This is a genomic window from uncultured Deefgea sp. (genome assembly GCF_947072475.1).
GTDB lineage: Bacteria > Pseudomonadota > Gammaproteobacteria > Burkholderiales > Chitinibacteraceae > Deefgea.
The window spans coordinates 54,651-73,168 of record NZ_CAMTIA010000004.1; the positions used below are offsets into that span (position 1 = coordinate 54,651).

Annotated in this window: 14 protein-coding genes; 8 read left to right on the forward strand and 6 right to left on the reverse strand. The window is 49.1% G+C overall.

Annotation, left to right across the window (positions count from 1 at the left end; all coding sequences use genetic code 11):
* Positions 1-3 precede the first annotated feature (3 nt).
* On the forward strand, positions 4-1,602 hold the full coding sequence (nagZ, locus tag Q0V82_RS02625; protein ID WP_297572392.1) for a beta-N-acetylhexosaminidase: 1,599 nt from the start codon (positions 4-6) through the stop codon (positions 1,600-1,602).
* Between the two features lie 121 nt (positions 1,603-1,723).
* On the opposite strand, the gene Q0V82_RS02630 is transcribed toward nagZ, so the two are convergent.
* From Q0V82_RS02630 to Q0V82_RS02645, 4 genes are all read right to left on the reverse strand, one after another.
* Positions 1,724-4,357, reverse strand: a complete 2,634-nt coding sequence (locus Q0V82_RS02630; RefSeq protein WP_297572395.1) for a family 20 glycosylhydrolase — start codon at positions 4,355-4,357, stop codon at positions 1,724-1,726.
* A 723-nt stretch (positions 4,358-5,080) separates the two neighbouring features.
* On the reverse strand, positions 5,081-6,718 hold the full coding sequence (locus tag Q0V82_RS02635; protein WP_297572396.1) for a methyl-accepting chemotaxis protein: 1,638 nt from the start codon (positions 6,716-6,718) through the stop codon (positions 5,081-5,083).
* A gap of 389 nt (positions 6,719-7,107) precedes the next feature.
* Complete coding sequence (locus tag Q0V82_RS02640) at positions 7,108-8,052, reverse strand: DegV family protein (protein WP_297572399.1); 945 nt, start codon at positions 8,050-8,052, stop codon at positions 7,108-7,110.
* Between the two features lie 327 nt (positions 8,053-8,379).
* Positions 8,380-8,622: a helix-turn-helix domain-containing protein gene (locus Q0V82_RS02645; protein ID WP_297572402.1), complete on the reverse strand. Its 243-nt coding sequence runs from the start codon at positions 8,620-8,622 to the stop codon at positions 8,380-8,382.
* 230 nt (positions 8,623-8,852) lie between these two features.
* Between Q0V82_RS02645 and Q0V82_RS02650 the strand changes: the two genes are divergently transcribed.
* Both Q0V82_RS02650 and Q0V82_RS02655 read left to right on the forward strand, forming a co-directional pair.
* Positions 8,853-9,725, forward strand: coding sequence for a DMT family transporter (locus Q0V82_RS02650; RefSeq protein ID WP_297572405.1), 873 nt, complete (start codon positions 8,853-8,855; stop codon positions 9,723-9,725).
* Between the two features lie 157 nt (positions 9,726-9,882).
* Positions 9,883-10,260: a hypothetical protein gene (locus tag Q0V82_RS02655; protein WP_297572408.1), complete on the forward strand. Its 378-nt coding sequence runs from the start codon at positions 9,883-9,885 to the stop codon at positions 10,258-10,260.
* Between the two features lie 190 nt (positions 10,261-10,450).
* Here the strand turns inward: Q0V82_RS02655 and Q0V82_RS02660 are convergent, their stop codons facing one another.
* A complete protein-coding gene (locus Q0V82_RS02660) occupies positions 10,451-11,326 on the reverse strand; it encodes a LysR family transcriptional regulator (protein WP_297572410.1) in 876 nt (291 codons plus the stop codon).
* Between the two features lie 106 nt (positions 11,327-11,432).
* Here Q0V82_RS02660 and Q0V82_RS02665 point away from each other — a divergent pair, with 106 nt between their 5' ends.
* From Q0V82_RS02665 to Q0V82_RS02685, 5 genes are all read left to right on the forward strand, one after another.
* Positions 11,433-11,813, forward strand: coding sequence for a hypothetical protein (locus tag Q0V82_RS02665; RefSeq protein WP_297572411.1), 381 nt, complete (start codon positions 11,433-11,435; stop codon positions 11,811-11,813).
* A gap of 563 nt (positions 11,814-12,376) precedes the next feature.
* Positions 12,377-12,769, forward strand: coding sequence for an HPF/RaiA family ribosome-associated protein (locus Q0V82_RS02670; RefSeq protein WP_297572413.1), 393 nt, complete (start codon positions 12,377-12,379; stop codon positions 12,767-12,769).
* A 281-nt stretch (positions 12,770-13,050) separates the two neighbouring features.
* Positions 13,051-13,929 (forward strand): protease HtpX, encoded by an 879-nt coding sequence (gene htpX, locus Q0V82_RS02675; RefSeq protein WP_297572415.1) that lies wholly within the window; start codon positions 13,051-13,053, stop codon positions 13,927-13,929.
* A 348-nt stretch (positions 13,930-14,277) separates the two neighbouring features.
* Positions 14,278-15,993, forward strand: a complete 1,716-nt coding sequence (argS, locus tag Q0V82_RS02680) for an arginine--tRNA ligase (RefSeq protein WP_297572418.1) — start codon at positions 14,278-14,280, stop codon at positions 15,991-15,993.
* A 135-nt stretch (positions 15,994-16,128) separates the two neighbouring features.
* Complete coding sequence (locus Q0V82_RS02685; RefSeq protein ID WP_297572421.1) at positions 16,129-17,895, forward strand: response regulator; 1,767 nt, start codon at positions 16,129-16,131, stop codon at positions 17,893-17,895.
* Here Q0V82_RS02685 and Q0V82_RS02690 read toward each other — a convergent pair.
* The gene (locus Q0V82_RS02690; protein ID WP_297572424.1) at positions 17,892-18,461 is read right to left on the reverse strand and encodes a hypothetical protein; all 570 of its coding nucleotides are present in this window, start codon (positions 18,459-18,461) and stop codon (positions 17,892-17,894) included. The genes Q0V82_RS02685 and Q0V82_RS02690 overlap by 4 nt on opposite strands.
* Positions 18,462-18,518 lie beyond the last annotated feature (57 nt).

An 18,518-nucleotide genomic window follows, 5' to 3' on the forward strand; every position in this document is an offset into this window, starting at 1 on the left:
TGGATGTCTATTGCTGTTTCGCATATTCAATTACGGGAACAAATCGGCCAATTGCTGATGGTCGGTTTTGATGGTTTTGTGGTGAATCCAGAGATCGAAAGCCTGATTCGCCAGCAGCGCATCGGTGGGGTGATTTTGTTTCGCCGCAATATCGATACGCCAGCGCAAGTTGCGGCGCTTTGCCAGCAATTGCAAATGATTAATGCTCAGGTCAGCGATTTGCCACTGTTGATTGGGATTGATCAAGAAGGCGGAATGGTAATGCGCATCGAAGAAGGCGTGACCCCGATGCCTTCGGCGATGGCCTACGCTCGCGCAGTGAGCAGCCCAGCCCAGCAAGCGAATGCGATAGCGGCCTGCCAAGCTTTGCACCAAATCGCCGCCGATGAATTGCGACAAATGGGCATCAATATTAATTTTGCCCCTTGCTTAGACATAAATAATAACCGCGCCAATCCGGTGATTGGCATTCGCTCGTTTGGTGAAGACGCCGCAACGGTCACGCAATATGGCCTAGCAGCGCTGCGCGGCATTCATGCCGCAGGCATTGCGGCAACCGCCAAGCATTTCCCCGGCCACGGCGACACCGCCACTGATTCACACTACGCTTTACCGCTGGTTGCACACGATTTAGCGCGCTTAAATGCGGTAGAACTGCTGCCATTTAAGGCGGCGATTGCTGCAGGCGTGGATGCAGTGATGACGGCGCATGTCGTGTTTCCTGCCATCGAACCCGATACCACCTTGCCAGCGACTTTATCGCGCAAAGTACTCACAGGTTTGCTGCGCCAACAGTTGGGCTTTGGCGGACTGATTATTACCGATTGCCTAGAAATGGATGCGATTGCCGCGCGCCCACTGGTCAGCGACTGCCCCGGCGCTGCCGGTACCGTACAAGGTGCAGTGCAAGCGATTGCGGCTGGGGCCGATATTGCTTTGATTTCGCATAGCTATTCACGCCAAGCAGCGGCCGTCGAGGCTTTACTTAAAGCCGTAGAGACAGGGTATATCAATGTAGAGCAGATACAGCAAAGCCTAGATCGAATTACCCTACTTAAGCAATCCGCAGCAATGACGCAATGGCGTGATCTAGTGCAGCCGCCAGCCCAGTTGCAAGCGCCCGCCGCGATGGCATTGGCGCAGCAAGTGCAAGAACAAGCGATTGAAATGCACGGTTTGCCGCTGGATCAACACGCGGCGACTTTACTGGTTACGGTTGAATTAATGCAGCGCACCGAGATTGACGAAGTCGCTCTGGGCGCCTCGCGCAGCACGCGCGGGACTTTATTGCCCTCGCTACAAGCAGCGGGCGTTGATGTCAGCGAAATGATTATTTCCCCGCAGGTGAACGATAGCGAATGGGCGCGAGTGATCGCGGCACAAGCGAGCGCAGCGCAAGTGATTTTTCAAAGCTATAACGCCACTCGCTTTGCGCGGCAAAGTGAATTAGTCCGCCATATTGCGGCCGATAAATTACTGCTGATCGCCGGACGTAATCCGTATGACCTTGAACTCGCCCCGCAAGCCAAAACTCGCATCGCCGCTTGCAGCAATCGTCCCGCCGTATTGGCGCTAATTGCAAAAAAATTATTGGGCGGCTAGCAATAAAACTACGGGAGTCAAAGTCGGGGGGAATAAACACAGTGCATGCCACCGGATAGCGAAGACTATTTTTACAGCACAAAAAAAAACGCCCTTGCGGGCGTTTTGTTTTGCTGACTGTTTATTGCACTTTAGACGCTTGACCAAAACGTGGGTTTTTCTGGTCAGCGTTGCTGGTTCTCACCCAAACGCTGCCCGTAACCGCTGGTTTTTTATTGGCATCGTAAACTAGCCATTGCTTACCATCGTTTGAATACTGAATTTGCACATTGGGAATTTCAGTATTGGCATTTAACACGCCATTAATGATTTTCGCCCCGACTTTTGGCAAACGATATTGAATTTGATACGCATCGAGTTTTTCTAAACCACGCGCGCCAACGGCATTCACGAAATGATTGTAATCATTATCGAGTGCTTGTTTGTTCACATGCTTGCTTTCGTTTGAATAAACTGTGTTGGCTTTAAAGTTTTCCCAGCTTGGTTTATTCCACGCGCGTTCGGCAATGGCAAAGATACGTGGATACATCATGTATTCAGCTTGCGCATCGGTTCTTTGCGTTTCTGACCATAAATGACCGGAAATCCCTTTAATGCTTGGTGCGGTGGCGGGTGAAGTAATACTCATCGCCTTGCCATCGCGATCCACGCTGGTTTCAGCGTTTTGCGCTAAATTACCCGGAGCAAAAGAGAAAATCTTTTTCAATGGATTAGCCCGCGCTGCCCAGTAATAACCGCGCTCAGCAGGATCGATTTCATTGGGCATATCGAGGTATAAATAATCTGGATTGGATAAAACAATATCAAATCCTTTTTGACTAAATTTAGAAACAACCTCAGTACCACCCCAGAATAAAGTATCCCAAACGTTAACAGTTGGTTTAACCGTCATTTCGCTGGCGCTCTTTAAATGCGACAAACCATCTTGCCAGCTTTGGAATGAATTAATTTTGTGTGGCACGAGCTCTTTATTAATCTCTTTACCAAACCAAGTGGTTAATTCATCAAATGAGCCTACAGTGCCGTTTTTAACCAAAGCTTGGCAAGCCGGTGATTTCTCATAAGGGAAATTTTGTGCTTTTTTATCAATAATACCTTGGTGCGGTTTCGCCTCTGCTGCGCCAGCATAACCACCGCCAAGCATAATGTTTTTCGCTTCATCGCCACCGTAATGCCAAGTGCTTAATTGCACACCGGCTTCGGTATACATGGCATTAACTTCAGCAATCACTTTTTTAGCAAAGTCTTTGGATGAAGGCAGGCAAACATTCATAAAGCCTTTCTTGTCATAAAACTGCACCGTGGTCACTTGCGAAGTGTCGCTTGGATCTAATAAACGATATTGCTCGGCGGCTTTTTTATTACCGGCTTTCATTAGATTATTGTAACGTGCTTCCATTGAAACGACGGCGGCGCGTGAGTGGCCTGGCATGTCGATTTCTGGAATGACTTCAATATTGCGCGCTTTGGCGTATTTTAAGATTTCAATAAAATCTGCACGGGTATAAAAGCCATCAGATTTTTGTGGCTCAGTACCATGGCCCAATTGTGGCAATAATTGAGTTTGTTCATTGCTTGAATTTAAGCCACGCTGTGCGCCAACGCTGGTTAATTCATCTAAGCCATTGATTTGTAGACGCCAGCCTTCATCATCACTCAAATGCAAATGCAGTTTGTTTAATTTTAATTGGCTCATTTGGTCAATTAAATTCAATACATGCTGTTTGGATTTAAAGTTACGCGCAGTATCGAGCATCATGCCGCGATATTCGTAGCGTGGTGCATCATTGACCACCATCTCAGAGAGATTGTCTTTCGATTGAATATCGATCAGCGATAGCAATGAATTAAAACCATTCATTGCGCCAGCAGCATCAAAACCATGAATCTGGGCGACGCCATCTTTAATGATTAAGGTGTAGCCGCCGTCTTTTTTAGCTTCAGCCAATTGGATTTGTTTTGGATCAATCGCAATATTGACTAGCAAAGCTTGGTCTTTATTTTTGGCGAGGAGCTTATATTTTTTAAGTGATTGGGCAAAAACGTCTTTGCTGTCGGCAGTAACCTGATTTAAGTACAAACCATTTTTGATTGAAACGCTATTGGCTTTAGTGATTTTTTGTTCAATCGGCGCTGGAATAATTCGGTCTTTAGCCGCAGCATCGATTTTAGCGGTGTAAACGTCATAGCGTTTTAGGCTATCTAAAATTAGATTTTCATCTGAGCTGGCGCGTTTACCTTGGGCGGTAGTCAGCGGAGTGGCAAATTGGGTAACGTCTTCAGTATCGGTGTTTTTGATGGTTTTAGTTTGGCCATTGGCGCTCACCATCCAGCGTGGGAAGGTATCAAAATCACTAACGTGCCAATATTCGCTGATTAAATTGATTTGGATGCTTTTACCAGCAGCAATACCGGTAAATTTATCCGTTGGTGTTAAACGGTTTAAATCACCGGTGATGTGTTCAATTTTAAATTGATCGCCAACCACGCTTAAAATTCTTCTTGGTGACGGAATAATAATTGAGAAATCTTTGTCGTTTAATGTTTTGCCAGTATTGCTCAATGTGATGGTAGAGCGGTAGCAAGTGGCCCAATCCGCACCGAGTTGCTGACAGCTTTTGCCATCTTCGGCACCTTTAACTTCGACCTGCACTTGCAATTGTTTGGCTAGAGTTTCGGCACTTGGGCTCGCCACGGATAGACCAGAAAATAAAGCACCGATGAGTACTGAAATGACTTTGACTTGAGGTTGCATATCGATTCCATTTAAAACTGGTTAATAAAATTCTGATGATGTAATCAATAAACCAAGAACAACGAAAGTAATTATAATTTCATAGTAAGCCGTGATTTATTGATTTGAATTCATTGAATTTTTATTATTTTTATTTGTGAATCTCCATTGTAAGGTTGCTTTGGCGAAAATTAAAAGCCATCGCTCAATGGTGATATTTGCCTATTCAATGGGTGATTTTTACGATATGCGCGATGTAATGCGTGGGAATTGCGTGAATTGTAATCAAAAGCAGATGCTTAACTGGACAAGCTTTGTTGTTTGTCAATAAGGGTTGCTTACCCCTAATTATTTGATAGTCTGTCTCGTTATAAAGCTGCAAATTGATATTTTTATATATTTTAAATATTTTAAATTATGTTGCATAAATGAAGTTAACTTGGAAAATATATCCATATGGAATAGCAAAAGAAGGAATTTAATTAAAGATGATTACTTCGCACGCTACAAATAGTTTGAATGCGCTTGACTCTACGGTCTTACAAATCAAATGCTTAGCTTAATGACATTCAAACTAAGTTTGGCAGGCCTTGTTAGTAGTGGACTTGTATGACCAAGGGAAGGATTAGTCGATCCACCCGTGGCGCACCGCTTGGTCGATCTAATTCAGGGTTTGCGGTTGGAGTGTATTTTCTTGGCCTCGCCGATCGGGTTGATGCTGCGAGGCTCGCCGTTATTTTGAGCTTAGAGTTTGAATTGTTGTACCGCTTGGCTGAGCCGGCTCGATAGGTTTTGCAAATCTTTGGCCGCATGGGCATTCGATTGCACGTCGAGCGCGCTGGCTTCGGCCATTTGCGCGATTTGCTCGACACTGCGGGCAATCTCGGTGGTGGCGACGCTTTGCTCGCGAATTGCGCTGCTAATATTATCGACCACTTCGCGAACTTGCTCAGTGCCTTGGCGAATCTCATCAATCGCAACGCCGGCTTCATTGGCAAAGGCAACGCCGGTATTGGCTTGCACGACGCCATTTTCCATTTGGGTAATCGCTTCGCGGGTGCCGTTTTGAATTTGGCCGACCATTTTGGCGATTTCCACGGTGGACTGGCTGGTGCGCTCGGCTAATTTACGTACTTCATCGGCCACCACAGCAAAACCACGCCCTTGCTCGCCGGCGCGCGCCGCTTCAATTGCCGCATTGAGCGCCAATAAATTAGTCTGATCGGCAATGTCTTTAATGGTGCTGACAATCGATGAGATTTCTTGCGATTGTCGGCCGAGCTCTTCGATTTTGCTCGATGAGTCTTTAACCAAATTGGCGATTTTATGCACTTCACTAGTGGCGCTATGGATCACTTGTGCGCCGCGTGTTGATTGCTGGCCCGCTTTGCGCGCCAGCTCGCTGGCTTCGTCGGTATTGGCGGTGACATGGTCGATCGACACGGACATTTCTTCCACCGCCGCCGCCATTGACGCCGCTGATTCGCTTTGTTGTTGGGCGCGCAGCGCCACGTCGTTGGAATTTTGCCCTAAATGGTTGGCGGCACTGTCGATTTGCGCGGCGCTAGCGTGCACTTCACCAATCACGCTGCGTAGGGCTTGCTGCATATCGCGCATTGCGGCGATTAAGCTGGTTTGATCCCGAGGGTCGCATTGAATTGTTTGTTGTAATTGCCCTTGTGCCACATTGCGCGCCAAATCCACCGCCACTTGTGGCTCGCCACCGAGTAAGCGAAATAAATAGCCCCCCAGCGCCCATAAAACATAACAAATCAACATCAAGCTAATGAAGCTGATGGGCAATAAGATTTGGAGCACCGAGATAAAATGTTGGTTGATGTCATCGAGATAGATCCCGGTACCAATCACCCAACCCCAAGGCTGAAAACCGGTGACGTAGGAGATTTTATCCACCGGCGCGTCGCTACCGGCTTTGGGCCATTGGTACTCAACAAAACCCGCGCCTTGGCTGCGAACCAGATTGGCCATTTCAACAAACAGCGCTTTGCCATTGGGATCTTTGCTATTGCTGAGGTTTTTGCCATCGAGCTCGGGTTTGAGCGGATGCATCAGCATGGTGGGGGTGGTGTCGTTGATCCAGAAATATTCTTTGCCATCGTAGCGAATCGCCTTCACCGCTAGCAATGCCGCCGCTTGGGCGCTGGCTTGATCCATTTTGCCTTGGCGGCTGAGCGTCTCATAATGCGCCACAATCGATTGCGCTGATTCGGCTAAATTGCGGATTTTGTCTTTACGATCGTCGAGCATTTCACCGCGTAATTGCAGCAGCATCACGCAGACCAGCAAGATAAACGTCATGACGGTGATCGCTGCGGCAAAGAGTAAGCGCGCGCGGAGTGAGAAAGGCGTAGCTTGAGCCATGATGTATCCCCTGTAACAATATTATTGTTTTCTGATGTTTTGGCTATTGTGCGGATATGCGCTTGAGCTTGCAATTTCTTACTGATTACTGTTGCATGATGCGGGAAAGTACGGGGGCTAGGTGTAATTGATGGTGGGTCTTGCGCGCTAGCCAATGACGATGCAGATGATGGGTTTATTGCGTTGCTTATTAAAATATAAGCAGGGTATTTATTTGTAAGACAATATTTAATTGGCTTGCCAAGCAATACCTGCTGTTAAATATCGTTGTTCAGATCGCGCGTGGATTAAACCAGTGCTGCGCTGCCGGATTCCCTTCTCCTGGATGGGAGAAGGTGAGGCTGGGAGAGACGACGGCGTGTATTTTCATGCTAATCCCCCGATGCGGGCTAATTGAGCATGGCTTCGGTTTCGGCTGCAAAGGCGATGGCCAGACCACCGGCGCCGATGTTCACGCCAGCGGTGGTGCTCATTTCGCACAGCAATAATTGCACTTTGGCGTGCGCACAGGCGCGTTGTAATTGTTGATATGCTGGCATATCGCTGATGATGTGCGGATCTCCGCCGTAACTGACGCAAATGGTTTGGGCGACTAAGCCTTGCTCGATTTGGTTTTCGGCCATGGCGAATAGTTTTTCGACGCCGGTGTGAAAACCATGAATGCGTGCCACAGGGCTAGTTTCGCCACGATAACCTCGAATAACCGGTTTGATATCGAGTGCGCTACCAAAGGCATACGATAAAAAGCCAACGCTTTTATCGCCTTTGCGACGCGCTTGATGGCGCAGTTGCCCTAGATCGGCCGGCATTAAAAAGCTTTGTACACTTTGGCTGAGCCGATTGATGTGGTGGGTGATGGTCGAGCGGCTGGCTTGTTCGCTGATTAAGCGCGCAGTTTCGGCGACGATCAGCCCTTGGCCGCAAAAGATATTGGCGCTATCAAACACACGCACGGCAAACGGTTTGCTCAGATTGGCCGCTTCGCGGATCGGTCGGTATTCGGTCAGGATGCGCCGAGCGGCTTGGTTGCAGTGATTAAAAATCTGGCTACGCGATTGCATGACAGTCAGGCAAAACACCGAGTCAAATTCCAAGATTAGCCGGGTCATGAATAATTCACGAATTTGCTCGACTGAGAAGGGCTTGGATTCAAAATCCGAGGTGCCGGCTGCAGCTTGGCGGCGATAAAAACTGCGGGTGGCGACGGGGTCGCGGTGGTCAATAAACTGGCCATCGCTGCCTTGAATGGTGATCGGCAAGATGACGATTTGATGTTGATCTAAAAATTCGCGCGGTAAATCGCAGCAAGAGTCTGTGACTAAGCCTACTCGCATGGTGTTCTCCAAGAGGGGGTTTCACCGTCTAATGCGGTGTTGTGCTGGGTAAAACGTGCTGTGTGGGTGTGCTGAAGCTGACATATTAGAAAATGCCAATGTAATTTAGCATTCATTTTTAACGGTGATGAATAGGGATAACCCCGATTTAATAATAATTAAGTCAGGTTGTAGTAATTTACCACGGGAAAATCGGGTGACAACTGCGGTCTGCGTGAAATGGCTTACAGTGAGCGGGTGAAGCGATTTTATTTAATTGAGGGGTATTGCGCTGCAGCCTATGGCTGTCAATGCTGAGCGGCAAATACGTCGCGGTCATGGTTTTTTTTATATGCAATCGCTTGCATGATTGCGCCATTGGCGCCGGTAGCGTTCGGGCGATAGGCCGGTGTGTTGGCGAAACATCGCAATAAACGCCGAAGGATGGCTGTAGCCTAATTGCCACGCAATATCTTGAATCGCATGGTGTTCTTTGAGCGCCGCTTGCGCGCGTAACAGCCGTAGGCGATTACGCCACTGAATAAAGCTCAGCCCGAGCTCGCGTTGAAATTGCCGAGCCAGTGTAGGCATCGACGGTTTCGTGGCGCAGCTGCAATAGTTTGGGGGCGTCAAGCGCTAGATCGCTAGGGTTATACTGCGGCGAAGGCGGTGGATCTGGCGGCATAAATGGTCCGAAATGCACGATACGTTTGTCGGGTTTGCATTATAGCCATTGAATCGGACGGGGTTACACTGCGTGCTCAATGCCACGCGGGTGAATCGGCGCTGCTGTGGCGTATTGTGGTTTGCATGAGGTGAGGATGAACTGGATTTTTCCATTGGTGGCGGTGGCGATTTGGGCGGGTAATACCGTGGTCTCTAAAGCTGCAGCAGGGGTGATTGATCCGGCGGCGATTTCGTTTTATCGCTGGTTGATCGCTGGGTTGATTTTAACGCCGATCATGGCACCCAAACTTTGGCAGCAACGGCAGGCGATCTGGCCCTATTGGCCCAAGTTTGCAGTATTAGCTTTGCTCGGCATGGTGTTGTATCAATGCTTGGCGTATTTTGCGGCGCACAGTACCTCCGCGACCAATATGGGGGTGATTTGTGCTTTGATCCCCTTATTGGGCTTGTTGCTCAATTGGGCGTTTTTTCGCTTTAGGCCCAATGGCAGGGCGATGATCGGCGTGGGTTTATCCTTGCTTGGTGTTTTATATTTGCTCGGTCAAGGCCAGCCCAGTCGTTTATTGGCCGGAGGGATTAATCGTGGTGATGGCTTGATGTTGATCGGTGCGCTGGCGTATGCGCTATATGGCATTTTATTAAAACGCTGGGCTTTGCCATTTTCGCCGTGGTTGAATTTGTATTTGCAGATTTTGTTTGGCGTGCTGTTTTTGATTCCAGTGGCGCTGAGCGCGCAGAGCTTGGCGATTGCGCCGGCGGCGATCAGCATGGTGTTATTTGCTGGGATTGCCTCGTCGATTGTGGCGGCGTATTGCTGGATGCAGGGCATTGGGCGAATGGGCAGCGAAAAAACGGCGATATTTATGAATCTACTGCCCTTGTTGACTGTTTTGATTGCGGTGTTGGTCTTGGGCGAAACCTTGCATGTTTATCATTATCTGGGTGGCGGATTGATTTTATTCGGGGTGTTTTTAGTGCAATTTCGTCAACCCATCAGGGCAAGTTAAAATAATTACTTTTGCTGACGTTATTCTGTGATTTTTTATCAAGCAAAGACGGTGGTTTTGTAGGAAAGTACTGCGAAATTTTATCAACACGCGTTATATAATGCGGTGCAGCGCATGGGCGCGAGTAGTCTGAGATTGAATACAAAGGAATGACGTGTTGCGAAAATTATTAGCGGCGATGGTTTCAATGGTAATGGCGACAGTGGTATGGGCTGAAGATGCGCCTTTGCCGTTTGATAATCCTGCGGCTGCAGTGCCGATTGTGCGTAAAGCGCCGGTCAAAAAAGAAGTCTCGACGCCCGCCAAGGTTAGCCAGCAAACAGCGAGCCCAACACGCTATAGCAAAAAGCCATCCAGTCGCAATAAAGCGGTGAAAAAATCAACGCGTTCGTCTGCCAAGTCAGCTCAAGTTAAATCGAGTAAGAAATCTGCGCTTAAAAGCAGTAAAACCAGTCAGCGTAAAGCCACATCATCTAAAGCCAAAAAGACCAGCGCTAAAGCCAAACCAACTCGCAGTAAAACCAAGAAAAAATAAACCGTAGTTAAATTCAGTGCTCGGCGTGAATACGCCGAGGCTGGCGTATTTGCGATGTTTGCTGAGCACGATGTGGCTGATGGTTGCACATCGCGATGGCTTGGTGGAATCGCAATACTGCTAGATCATTGGCGCGTTCCAGCGTTCCAGCGTTCCAGCGTTACAGCGTTACAGCGTTACAGCGTTGCGGCTATTGGACGCACTGATGCAGCAGTTGATCTAAGGCCGGGTGATTGATTTTTTTGGGGGCGTAGATCGCGTAGTAATCGGTAAAGAGGCCATCAAGATGACCTAGGCTTTGCAACTGCTCGCTAGGTATTGCCTCAGGCGCAATAATAGGCGAAGGGTAGAGGCCAATACCTGCAATGCCAAACGCTTGCATCAAAGCGCTATCGGCAAATTCTCCAACAATATCGGGCACGATTTGCTGTGCCGAAAACCAGATATCTAATTGAATTCTCAGCGTGCTATCGCGAGTCGGTAGCAGCATCGGCGCGCCATTCAGGCAGGCCGGAAACGCCTCGCCATACCGTGTGGCCAGCGCTGGGCTGGCTAAAATCATCACCGGGCATTGCGCCAGTCTTTGGCTTTCGAGGCGAAGTGCGCCGTGCGCTGCAGGGCGATCCGCCAGCACCACATCCAGCTGGTGCAGCGCCAGCTTGGCCATCAGCTCATCGGGCGAGCCTTCAGTACAGCACAGCCGCGTATGGTCATTGTGCGTCTTGGCCAAGAGCTGTTGGGCAACGGTTTTGGGTAGCGCGTCGGCCACTCCAATATTAAAGCGCTGCCGGGGCGTGCTATCGCTGGCCAAGGTTTGCTGCAATTGTTCGCCGAGCATAAAAATCTGATCAGCAAATGGCAGCGCACTACGTCCCGCCTCAGTTAATTCCAATTGCCGACCGACTTGGGTAAATAGCGATTTACCCATTTGCGCTTCAAGGCGCGCCAATTGGCTGCTAATGGTTTGCGGCGTCATCTCAAGTTTACGCGCAGCGGCACTGATACTGCCTTCTTGGCTCACCACCCAAAAATAATACAAATGTCGGTAATTTAATAAATCATGCATGCGCGTGCGTCGATAAAAACTGATGATGCCGCAATGTAAGCCTGCTGTTGGATTCTGTAAAGTCAGTTTAAAATTACCACAGCATAAATCGATACGAGAGAAAACCATGTTGACTGGATTAGGCGTCGTGACCGTTGTCTTGCTGGCGGCGTTATGTTGGTATTTTGTGATTTACAACCCAGGCGCGCAAACCGATTGGGAGCGCCTGCCGACATTGGCGCAATATCGGCAACAGCATCCGCAATGCGTGCGCGGCGAACAAACGCTTTGCTGCCATTGCGGCTCGGCCGAGCATTTGGATTTGGGCTTGTTGCAATCGGTCGACGTGCAAAAATTTTATGGCGAGGCGTCAAAGCCGCAGACAGTACATCGAGTACGGCAAGGCGAGACAACGCTGCAAGAAAAGTTTTGCTTTATTCTTACCGATTGGCGGCGGCAGGTTGTTTGCCGGCAATGTAAAAATCGCTTATGGCGGGAGTCCGATTGATGCGTATTTTTCTATTTCTGGCGAGTCTTACGCTGATTTATTTTTTTTGCCTCTTTCATTTGTTTGGTGCTCACCTGCCGTGGGTACGGAACAAGCTGCATAAGCTAATAAATAAAAAAAGTTATCAGTTGCTGTATTCGGAGTGGGTCAATGGCGAGCGTATTGGCTGCTTTCAGTGTGGTGGCACCGAGCAAGTTGATTTAGATCGGGGGCCATCGACTGGTCGTCGTCATCGTATTGGCTGCGCACGCTGTAAAACGTTGTTATGGCGGCAATGAGATTCAATCAATAGCGCGATAAATCATCGATTCAGGTGGTCTTTGAGTGGGGATTTACGACTTAGTTCGATTTATTTTACGGGTAATTGTATCGAGAAAAGTTGAAGGTTAATCAGTTATGCTCTGATTTTGTCGATAGAAAATATACGTTAAGGTGAATGCACTACCTCATTCGCTGCAGCTAGCGTACAGCAGCATCGTGAAGTGATTCACTTGGCTGTCACGTGATCTGGCAGTGCGATTGGGTAGATATTGAGTTTGGACTAACCCGCTGGAGATCGAGCAATGCGACCACTTATTTTGACTCACAAGCTTTCGATTGATGACACGATGCACAGCTATATTTTGCATCGTTTACGCCTCGCGCTAGATCGAACCTTAAGCCGGATTGGCGCAATTACCGTGCGCTTAAGCGATGAAAATGGCCCTAAAGGGGGCGATGATAAATCGGTACAAGTGAAACTCATCTTGCCGGGCCATGAATCGGTGATTGTGCACGAGCGGGGTAGCGATTTACGCGCGGTTGTAGATCGAGCGATTCATCGCGCAGCGCAAACCCTGCAGCGCTTAAACGCCAAACGACAAAAAATCACCCGCAGCGTGGCGAGCCGAAAATTACTCGCCACTGAAATGCAATACGCCGAAGAGGCCAATCATATGTTGGCAACGCCGGCCTAAATCAATCCATACGTTAGTCGTGAGGAGGCGCTGTTGATGTTTTCCCGCGCGGCGTACATTGGATTTGCTGGATTCGCCAGCATGGCTGGCGATGTTGATTGGATTCATCTGGATTGCAGATGAGTTTTTATAATAAAGGAAGATCAATGAGTTTAAGTTTAGTACTGATGGTTGTATTGAGTGCCGCGATAACGGCTTACTATTTTCGCCGTACAGCCAAGCGCAAGGAACTAATTGCGATTCGGATGACTCCAAGCGCCAAACAACACCGGAGATAATGGATGAAAAGAACGCTATTACTGATTGGTACCAATATTGCCATCATGGTGGTCTTAGGTATTTTTGTAAATATTTTTGGTTTAAATCGCTTTATGAGCGCCAACGGCTTGAATTTGCCGATGTTGCTGATGTTTGCTGCGGTAATGGGCTTTGGTGGGGCGTTTATTTCGCTGGCCATGTCCAAAACCATGGCCAAATGGAGTACTGGCGCTCAAATTATCGCCCAGCCACGTAATGCCGACGAGCAATGGCTGTTTGATACCGTTGCCAAACTGGCGCAGCGTGCCCAGATCGCCATGCCTGAAGTGGCGATTTATGAAGGCGAACCGAATGCCTTTGCCACCGGCCCGAGTAAAAACAATTCGCTCGTTGCCGTGTCAACGGGCTTGCTCTACAGCATGACGCATCGTGAAATCGAAGCGGTATTGGCGCACGAAGTAGCGCACGTTAAAAACGGCGATATGGTGACGCTGACCTTGGTCCAAGGCGTAGTGAATACCTTTGTCTTTTTCTTGGCGCGCGTGGTCGGCTATCTGGTTGACTCGTTCTTAAAGCGCGATAACGAAGAGTCATCGGGCCCAGGTATGGGGTATTACATTACCGTGGTGGTGTGCGATATCGTATTTGGGATTTTGGCCAGCGTGATCGTGATGTATTTCTCGCGCCAACGCGAGTTTCGAGCTGATGCTGGTGCTGCCCAATTATTGGGTGAATCAGCGCCAATGGTCGATGCCTTGCGCCGCTTAGGTGGCATGGAGCCCAATGCCTTGCCAAGCAATATGGCGTCATCAGGCATTGCCGATAAAGCGGCATGGTCAGCGATGTTTAGCTCGCACCCGCCGATGGAAGATCGCATCGCCGCCTTGCAAGCTATGCGCTAATGGGTATATGGATATAGACCATATACAATATATGCTACAGCGCAATACATCACAACGCCGACTTCAAGTCGGCGTTTTTTATTGTTTTTTATTCGCGCAATGTGGATGATTTGTATCGTTGCTGCTGGGCTGGTGCTGCTTAGTTTGAGTGCCGCAATTTTCAAATTGGGCGCAATTTTGGGGCCGCAGGCTGATCATCCTCGCTGGTGGCGGGCAAATTAATTGATCGACTTGGTATTAAAATACGGTTTTCGGTTTGCCCGTCTTGCCCCCCACCCGTAGAATTGCGGGTAATTCATTTTTTACGTCGCAGCATTGGTGCGGCGTTGGTTTTTTTCGGAGCTGCCTGTGTCTTTATTACCTTTATTAAATGCTCGCTTTGCGGCGGCCTTGGTTGCGGTCGGTGCGCCTGATGCACAGCCCTTGGTGCAAGCCGCCAGCCGACCTGAGTTTGGCGATTATCAAATGAATGGGGTGATGGGCGCAGCCAAAGTGCTCAAACTCAATCCGCGTGAATTGGCGCAAAAAATCATTGATGCGGTGGATTTGGCGGGCATCGCCAGCTCGCTCGAAATCGCCGGCCCGGGCTTTATTAATATCAAACTGGATAATGCGTTTTTGGCTGATCGCGTGGCGACGGCGCTGCAAGACGAACATCTTGGTGTTGAGCAAAGCCCAGCGCAGCACGTGATGGTTGAATATTCATCAGTGAATTTGGCCAAAGAAATGCACGTCGGTCATTTGCGTTCGACGATTATTGGTGATGCTTTGGCACGGGTGCAAGCCTATGTGGGCATGAATGTGACGCGGCAAAATCACGTTGGCGACTGGGGTACGCAGTTTGGGATGTTGGTGGCGTTTTTGATCGAGCAGCAGCAAGAAGGCAATGCCGATATCGCGCTAAAAGATCTAGAGGGCTTTTATCGCCGCGCAAAAGCGCGTTTTGATGAAGACGAAACCTTTGCCAATACCGCGCGTGATTATGTGGTGAAACTGCAAGGGGGCGATGAGCAAGTGCGGGCTTTGTGGGCGCGCTTTGTTGCAGTGTCTTTATCGCATTGCAATGCCGTTTACCAAAAACTCAATGTGTTGCTCGATGATGGCGATGTGCGCGGCGAGAGTTTTTATAACGCTGATTTGCCGATTATCGTCGATGAATTACGTCAGCAAGGTTTGCTGGTGGAGAGCGAAGGCGCGCAAGTGGTGTTTTTGGATGAGTTCAAAAACAAAGACGGCGAGCCGCAAGCGTCGATTATTCAGAAGAAAGACGGTGGGTTTTTATATTCAACCACCGATTTGGGCGCGATCCGTTTCCGGGTTCGCGAGCTAAAAATTGATCGTTGCTTGTATGTGGTCGATGCGCGCCAAGCGCTGCATTTCCAGCAATTGTTTACCATCGCCAAAAAAGCGCATTTCGCGCCAGACTCGGTGTCGCTAGAGCACATTGCGTTTGGCACGATGATGGGCGAAGACGGCAAGCCGTTTAAAACCCGCTCGGGCGATGTAGTGAAATTAGTCGATTTACTCGACGAAGCGCAACAACGTGCTTTTGCTTTGGTTTCCGAGAAAAATCCAAATCTCGATGAAGCGACGCGCCGCGAGATCGCCAATGCTGTCGGTATCGGTGCTTTGAAATACGCCGATTTATCCAAAAGCCGCACCACTGATTACATCTTCAATTGGAACTCGATGTTGAGTTTCGAGGGCAATACCGCGCCGTATCTGCAATATGCATATACCCGGGTGAAGAGTATTTTCCGCAAAGTTGAAGCCTACGACCAAGACGCGGCGATTGTGTTAACCGAGCCGGCGGAACACGCCTTGGCGCTGGAATTAGCCCGCTTTAGTGATGTGGTGCATGCGGTTGCTAAAGACAGCCAGCCGCATTTGCTGTGCGCATATTTGTATAGCGTGGCGACGATGTTCTCGCGCTTTTATGAGAACTGCCCAGTGAATCAAGATGGCGTGACCAATGCATCGCGCTTAAAGGTGTGTGATTTAACCGCCAAGGTGCTGGCAACGGGTTTGAATTTACTTGGGATTAAAGTATTGGAAGCCATGTAATTGTAGTGTCATGATAATGGCACAAATTGCGACTTAAATTGCATTAAGCTTACAATTGTTAGTGTAATTTGAGAAAATACCCCAAAGCGGCCTTCGGCCGCTTTTTTATTGTTAAACCTTGGCGTGGTGATCAGCATGAATTTAACAGATGCCGTGGTATTACAACGCATTACTGCCTTAAGTTATCGCGGAGCGATTGGCGGGCAGTTTGCTGGCATGGTTGCGGCGACGGCTTTACTCGCTTTGCATTTTGATACGCATTCACAGGGTTTTTTACTGTTGTGGTGGCTGTGCATTGGTGTTTTTGCGCTGTATCGTTTGTCGGTATTTCGCCGCTATCGGCTGCATGCGGCGCAGCGCGATGATGCGTATTGGCAAAAAATCCATTTGCAGGGCGTGACCATGACCAGCGTGCTATGGGCGATCGGTGGCACGTATTTAATGCTGTCTAGCCCGATTGTGCTGTCGGTGTTAACCGCGTTGATTTTTTCTGGGCTGACGGTCGGCTCGATGCCGGTGCTGTCGCCCATGCTCAATGCCATGCGGATTTATGCGTTTTTTATGACGCTGCCGATTTGGCTGAATGCACTATTTGATCCAACGTCGATGAATATGACGCTGGGGATTATGTTTATCTTTTTGTTTATCACTTTGCTCAAAAGTGCCAAAAACTATCGCGACACCATTGTTGAAAGTTTAGAGCTGGAATTGGCGCAAACGCGCTTGGCAGAAGATTTGGCGGTAGCACGTAATCAAGCCGAGCAAGCCAATCGTGCCAAGACTGAATTTATTGCCAATGTGAGCCATGAAATTCGCACGCCGATGAATGGCATTGTCGGGATGGCGCATTTATTGGCGCAAACCCCGTTAACGCCGTTGCAACAAGAAAAAGTCGATGTCATTAATCAGTCGGCCGATTTGCTGCTGGCGCTGGTCAATGACGTGCTGGATCTCTCCAAAATTGAAGCCAATCGTTTAGATATTGTGGCGCAAACCGTGCATGTACCGCAGGTGCTCGCCGAAATTGAGCAGATGTTTTGCCTGCGCGCCAAAAGCCAAGGTTTACTGTGGCGATTGGATTACCAAGGCGACGCCGATTTAACGCTATTGGGCGATGCGCTGCGTTTGCGGCAGGTTTTGGTCAATTTATTGGGGAATGCGCTGAAGTTTACCGAGCAAGGTGCGGTCACTTTGCAGGTGCGTACTCAGCACGAGGCGGCTCATTGCCGTGTTCAAATTGCCGTGATGGATAGCGGTATTGGTATTCCTGCTGCGCAACTGCCGTTTATTTTTGACGCCTTTGTTCAAGCCGATGGCTCGTCAACGCGGGCTTATGGCGGCACGGGTTTAGGCTTAACCATTGCTCGGCGCTTGGTGCGTGGCATGGGCGGCGAGCTGGTGGCCAGCGGCAATGTCAAAGGTGGCACAACGTTTCAGTTTGATTTGCTATGGCCTTATGCGCTAGCCAGCGAAGTCGTGATTGAGAAAGCACAGCCGCTCGAAGCCATTCGTCCATTGCAGGTGCTCTTGGCCGAAGACAATCCAACCAATCGCTTGGTGGCAACGCGCTTATTAGAAAAACAAGGCCATACCGTGATCAGCGCGGAAAACGGTCAATGGGTGCTGGAGATTTTGGCGCGCCAAGCGGTGGATGTGGTATTGATGGATATGCAAATGCCCGAAATGGATGGTCTTGAAGCTACACGGCGCATTCGTCAGCAAGAATTAACCGTGTCTCAGCCCCGGTTGCCGATTATTGCTTTAACGGCCAATGCGATGGCAGAAGATCGTCTGCGCTGTATTGAGGCTGGGATGGATGATTTCTTGGCAAAACCACTCAAGCCCGAATTGCTCGATCAGGCTTTGCGTGAATGGGTGGTGTCGGCGTCGAGCGCCGATTAAAAATGCGCTTTAATTTGCAGCGCAACAAAGCCTTCGACTTGAAACGTTTTAACTGTGGGGACAATAAATAGATTCACCCCAAAATGGTAAGGCGTTTCCAGTGAAGCTAAAAAGCCACCCGCAGGCACGATGGGATAGCCTTTTTCGGTATTGTGATAGCCGGTTAATAAGCCAGCGGCAGCGCCCAAAGAGAGATTGCCCGCGTCGCTAAACTGCCACTGCAATGGTGTCCAACCGAGTTGAGCGTAGACCGATGTTTGCCGAATTGAGTTGCGGTAAGCGCCGAGCATCCAGTGCCAGCGCCCATTGCTGCGCTCAATGCCTAAGCCGGGATTGCGCTCATTTAGATTATCGTCAATCACCGCTTGCCGATTAAAATGGTGGGTAAGTATCGGCGTCACGATCCAAGTTTTCCATGCTTGCTCGGTATTCATCGCTTGCAAAAAATCGGGCGTATGCTCGCCAAAAGCGCCCGAATTGAGCTGATTATCTGCTGCTTGCGCCCAAGGGATGCCAGCGAGTGTCATGATGAGTAGGGGTATTGCTAGCTGGCTGATTGTTTTCATGAAGTAGAGAGAGATACCCTATGGTTGGTTGCTATTTGGTTTTTCGCCGCACCAACG

Coding starts and splice junctions, on each gene's coding strand:
- nagZ (WP_297572392.1), top strand. CDS start 4: ATGTCTATTGCTGTTTCGCATATTCAATTACGGGAACAAATCGGCCAA.
- Q0V82_RS02630 (WP_297572395.1), bottom strand. CDS start 4,357: ATGCAACCTCAAGTCAAAGTCATTTCAGTACTCATCGGTGCTTTATTT.
- Q0V82_RS02635 (WP_297572396.1), bottom strand. CDS start 6,718: ATGGCTCAAGCTACGCCTTTCTCACTCCGCGCGCGCTTACTCTTTGCC.
- Q0V82_RS02640 (WP_297572399.1), bottom strand. CDS start 8,052: ATGCGAGTAGGCTTAGTCACAGACTCTTGCTGCGATTTACCGCGCGAA.
- Q0V82_RS02645 (WP_297572402.1), bottom strand. CDS start 8,622: ATGCCTACACTGGCTCGGCAATTTCAACGCGAGCTCGGGCTGAGCTTT.
- Q0V82_RS02650 (WP_297572405.1), top strand. CDS start 8,853: ATGAACTGGATTTTTCCATTGGTGGCGGTGGCGATTTGGGCGGGTAAT.
- Q0V82_RS02660 (WP_297572410.1), bottom strand. CDS start 11,326: ATGCATGATTTATTAAATTACCGACATTTGTATTATTTTTGGGTGGTG.
- Q0V82_RS02665 (WP_297572411.1), top strand. CDS start 11,433: ATGTTGACTGGATTAGGCGTCGTGACCGTTGTCTTGCTGGCGGCGTTA.
- Q0V82_RS02670 (WP_297572413.1), top strand. CDS start 12,377: ATGCGACCACTTATTTTGACTCACAAGCTTTCGATTGATGACACGATG.
- htpX (WP_297572415.1), top strand. CDS start 13,051: ATGAAAAGAACGCTATTACTGATTGGTACCAATATTGCCATCATGGTG.
- Q0V82_RS02685 (WP_297572421.1), top strand. CDS start 16,129: ATGAATTTAACAGATGCCGTGGTATTACAACGCATTACTGCCTTAAGT.
- Q0V82_RS02690 (WP_297572424.1), bottom strand. CDS start 18,461: ATGAAAACAATCAGCCAGCTAGCAATACCCCTACTCATCATGACACTC.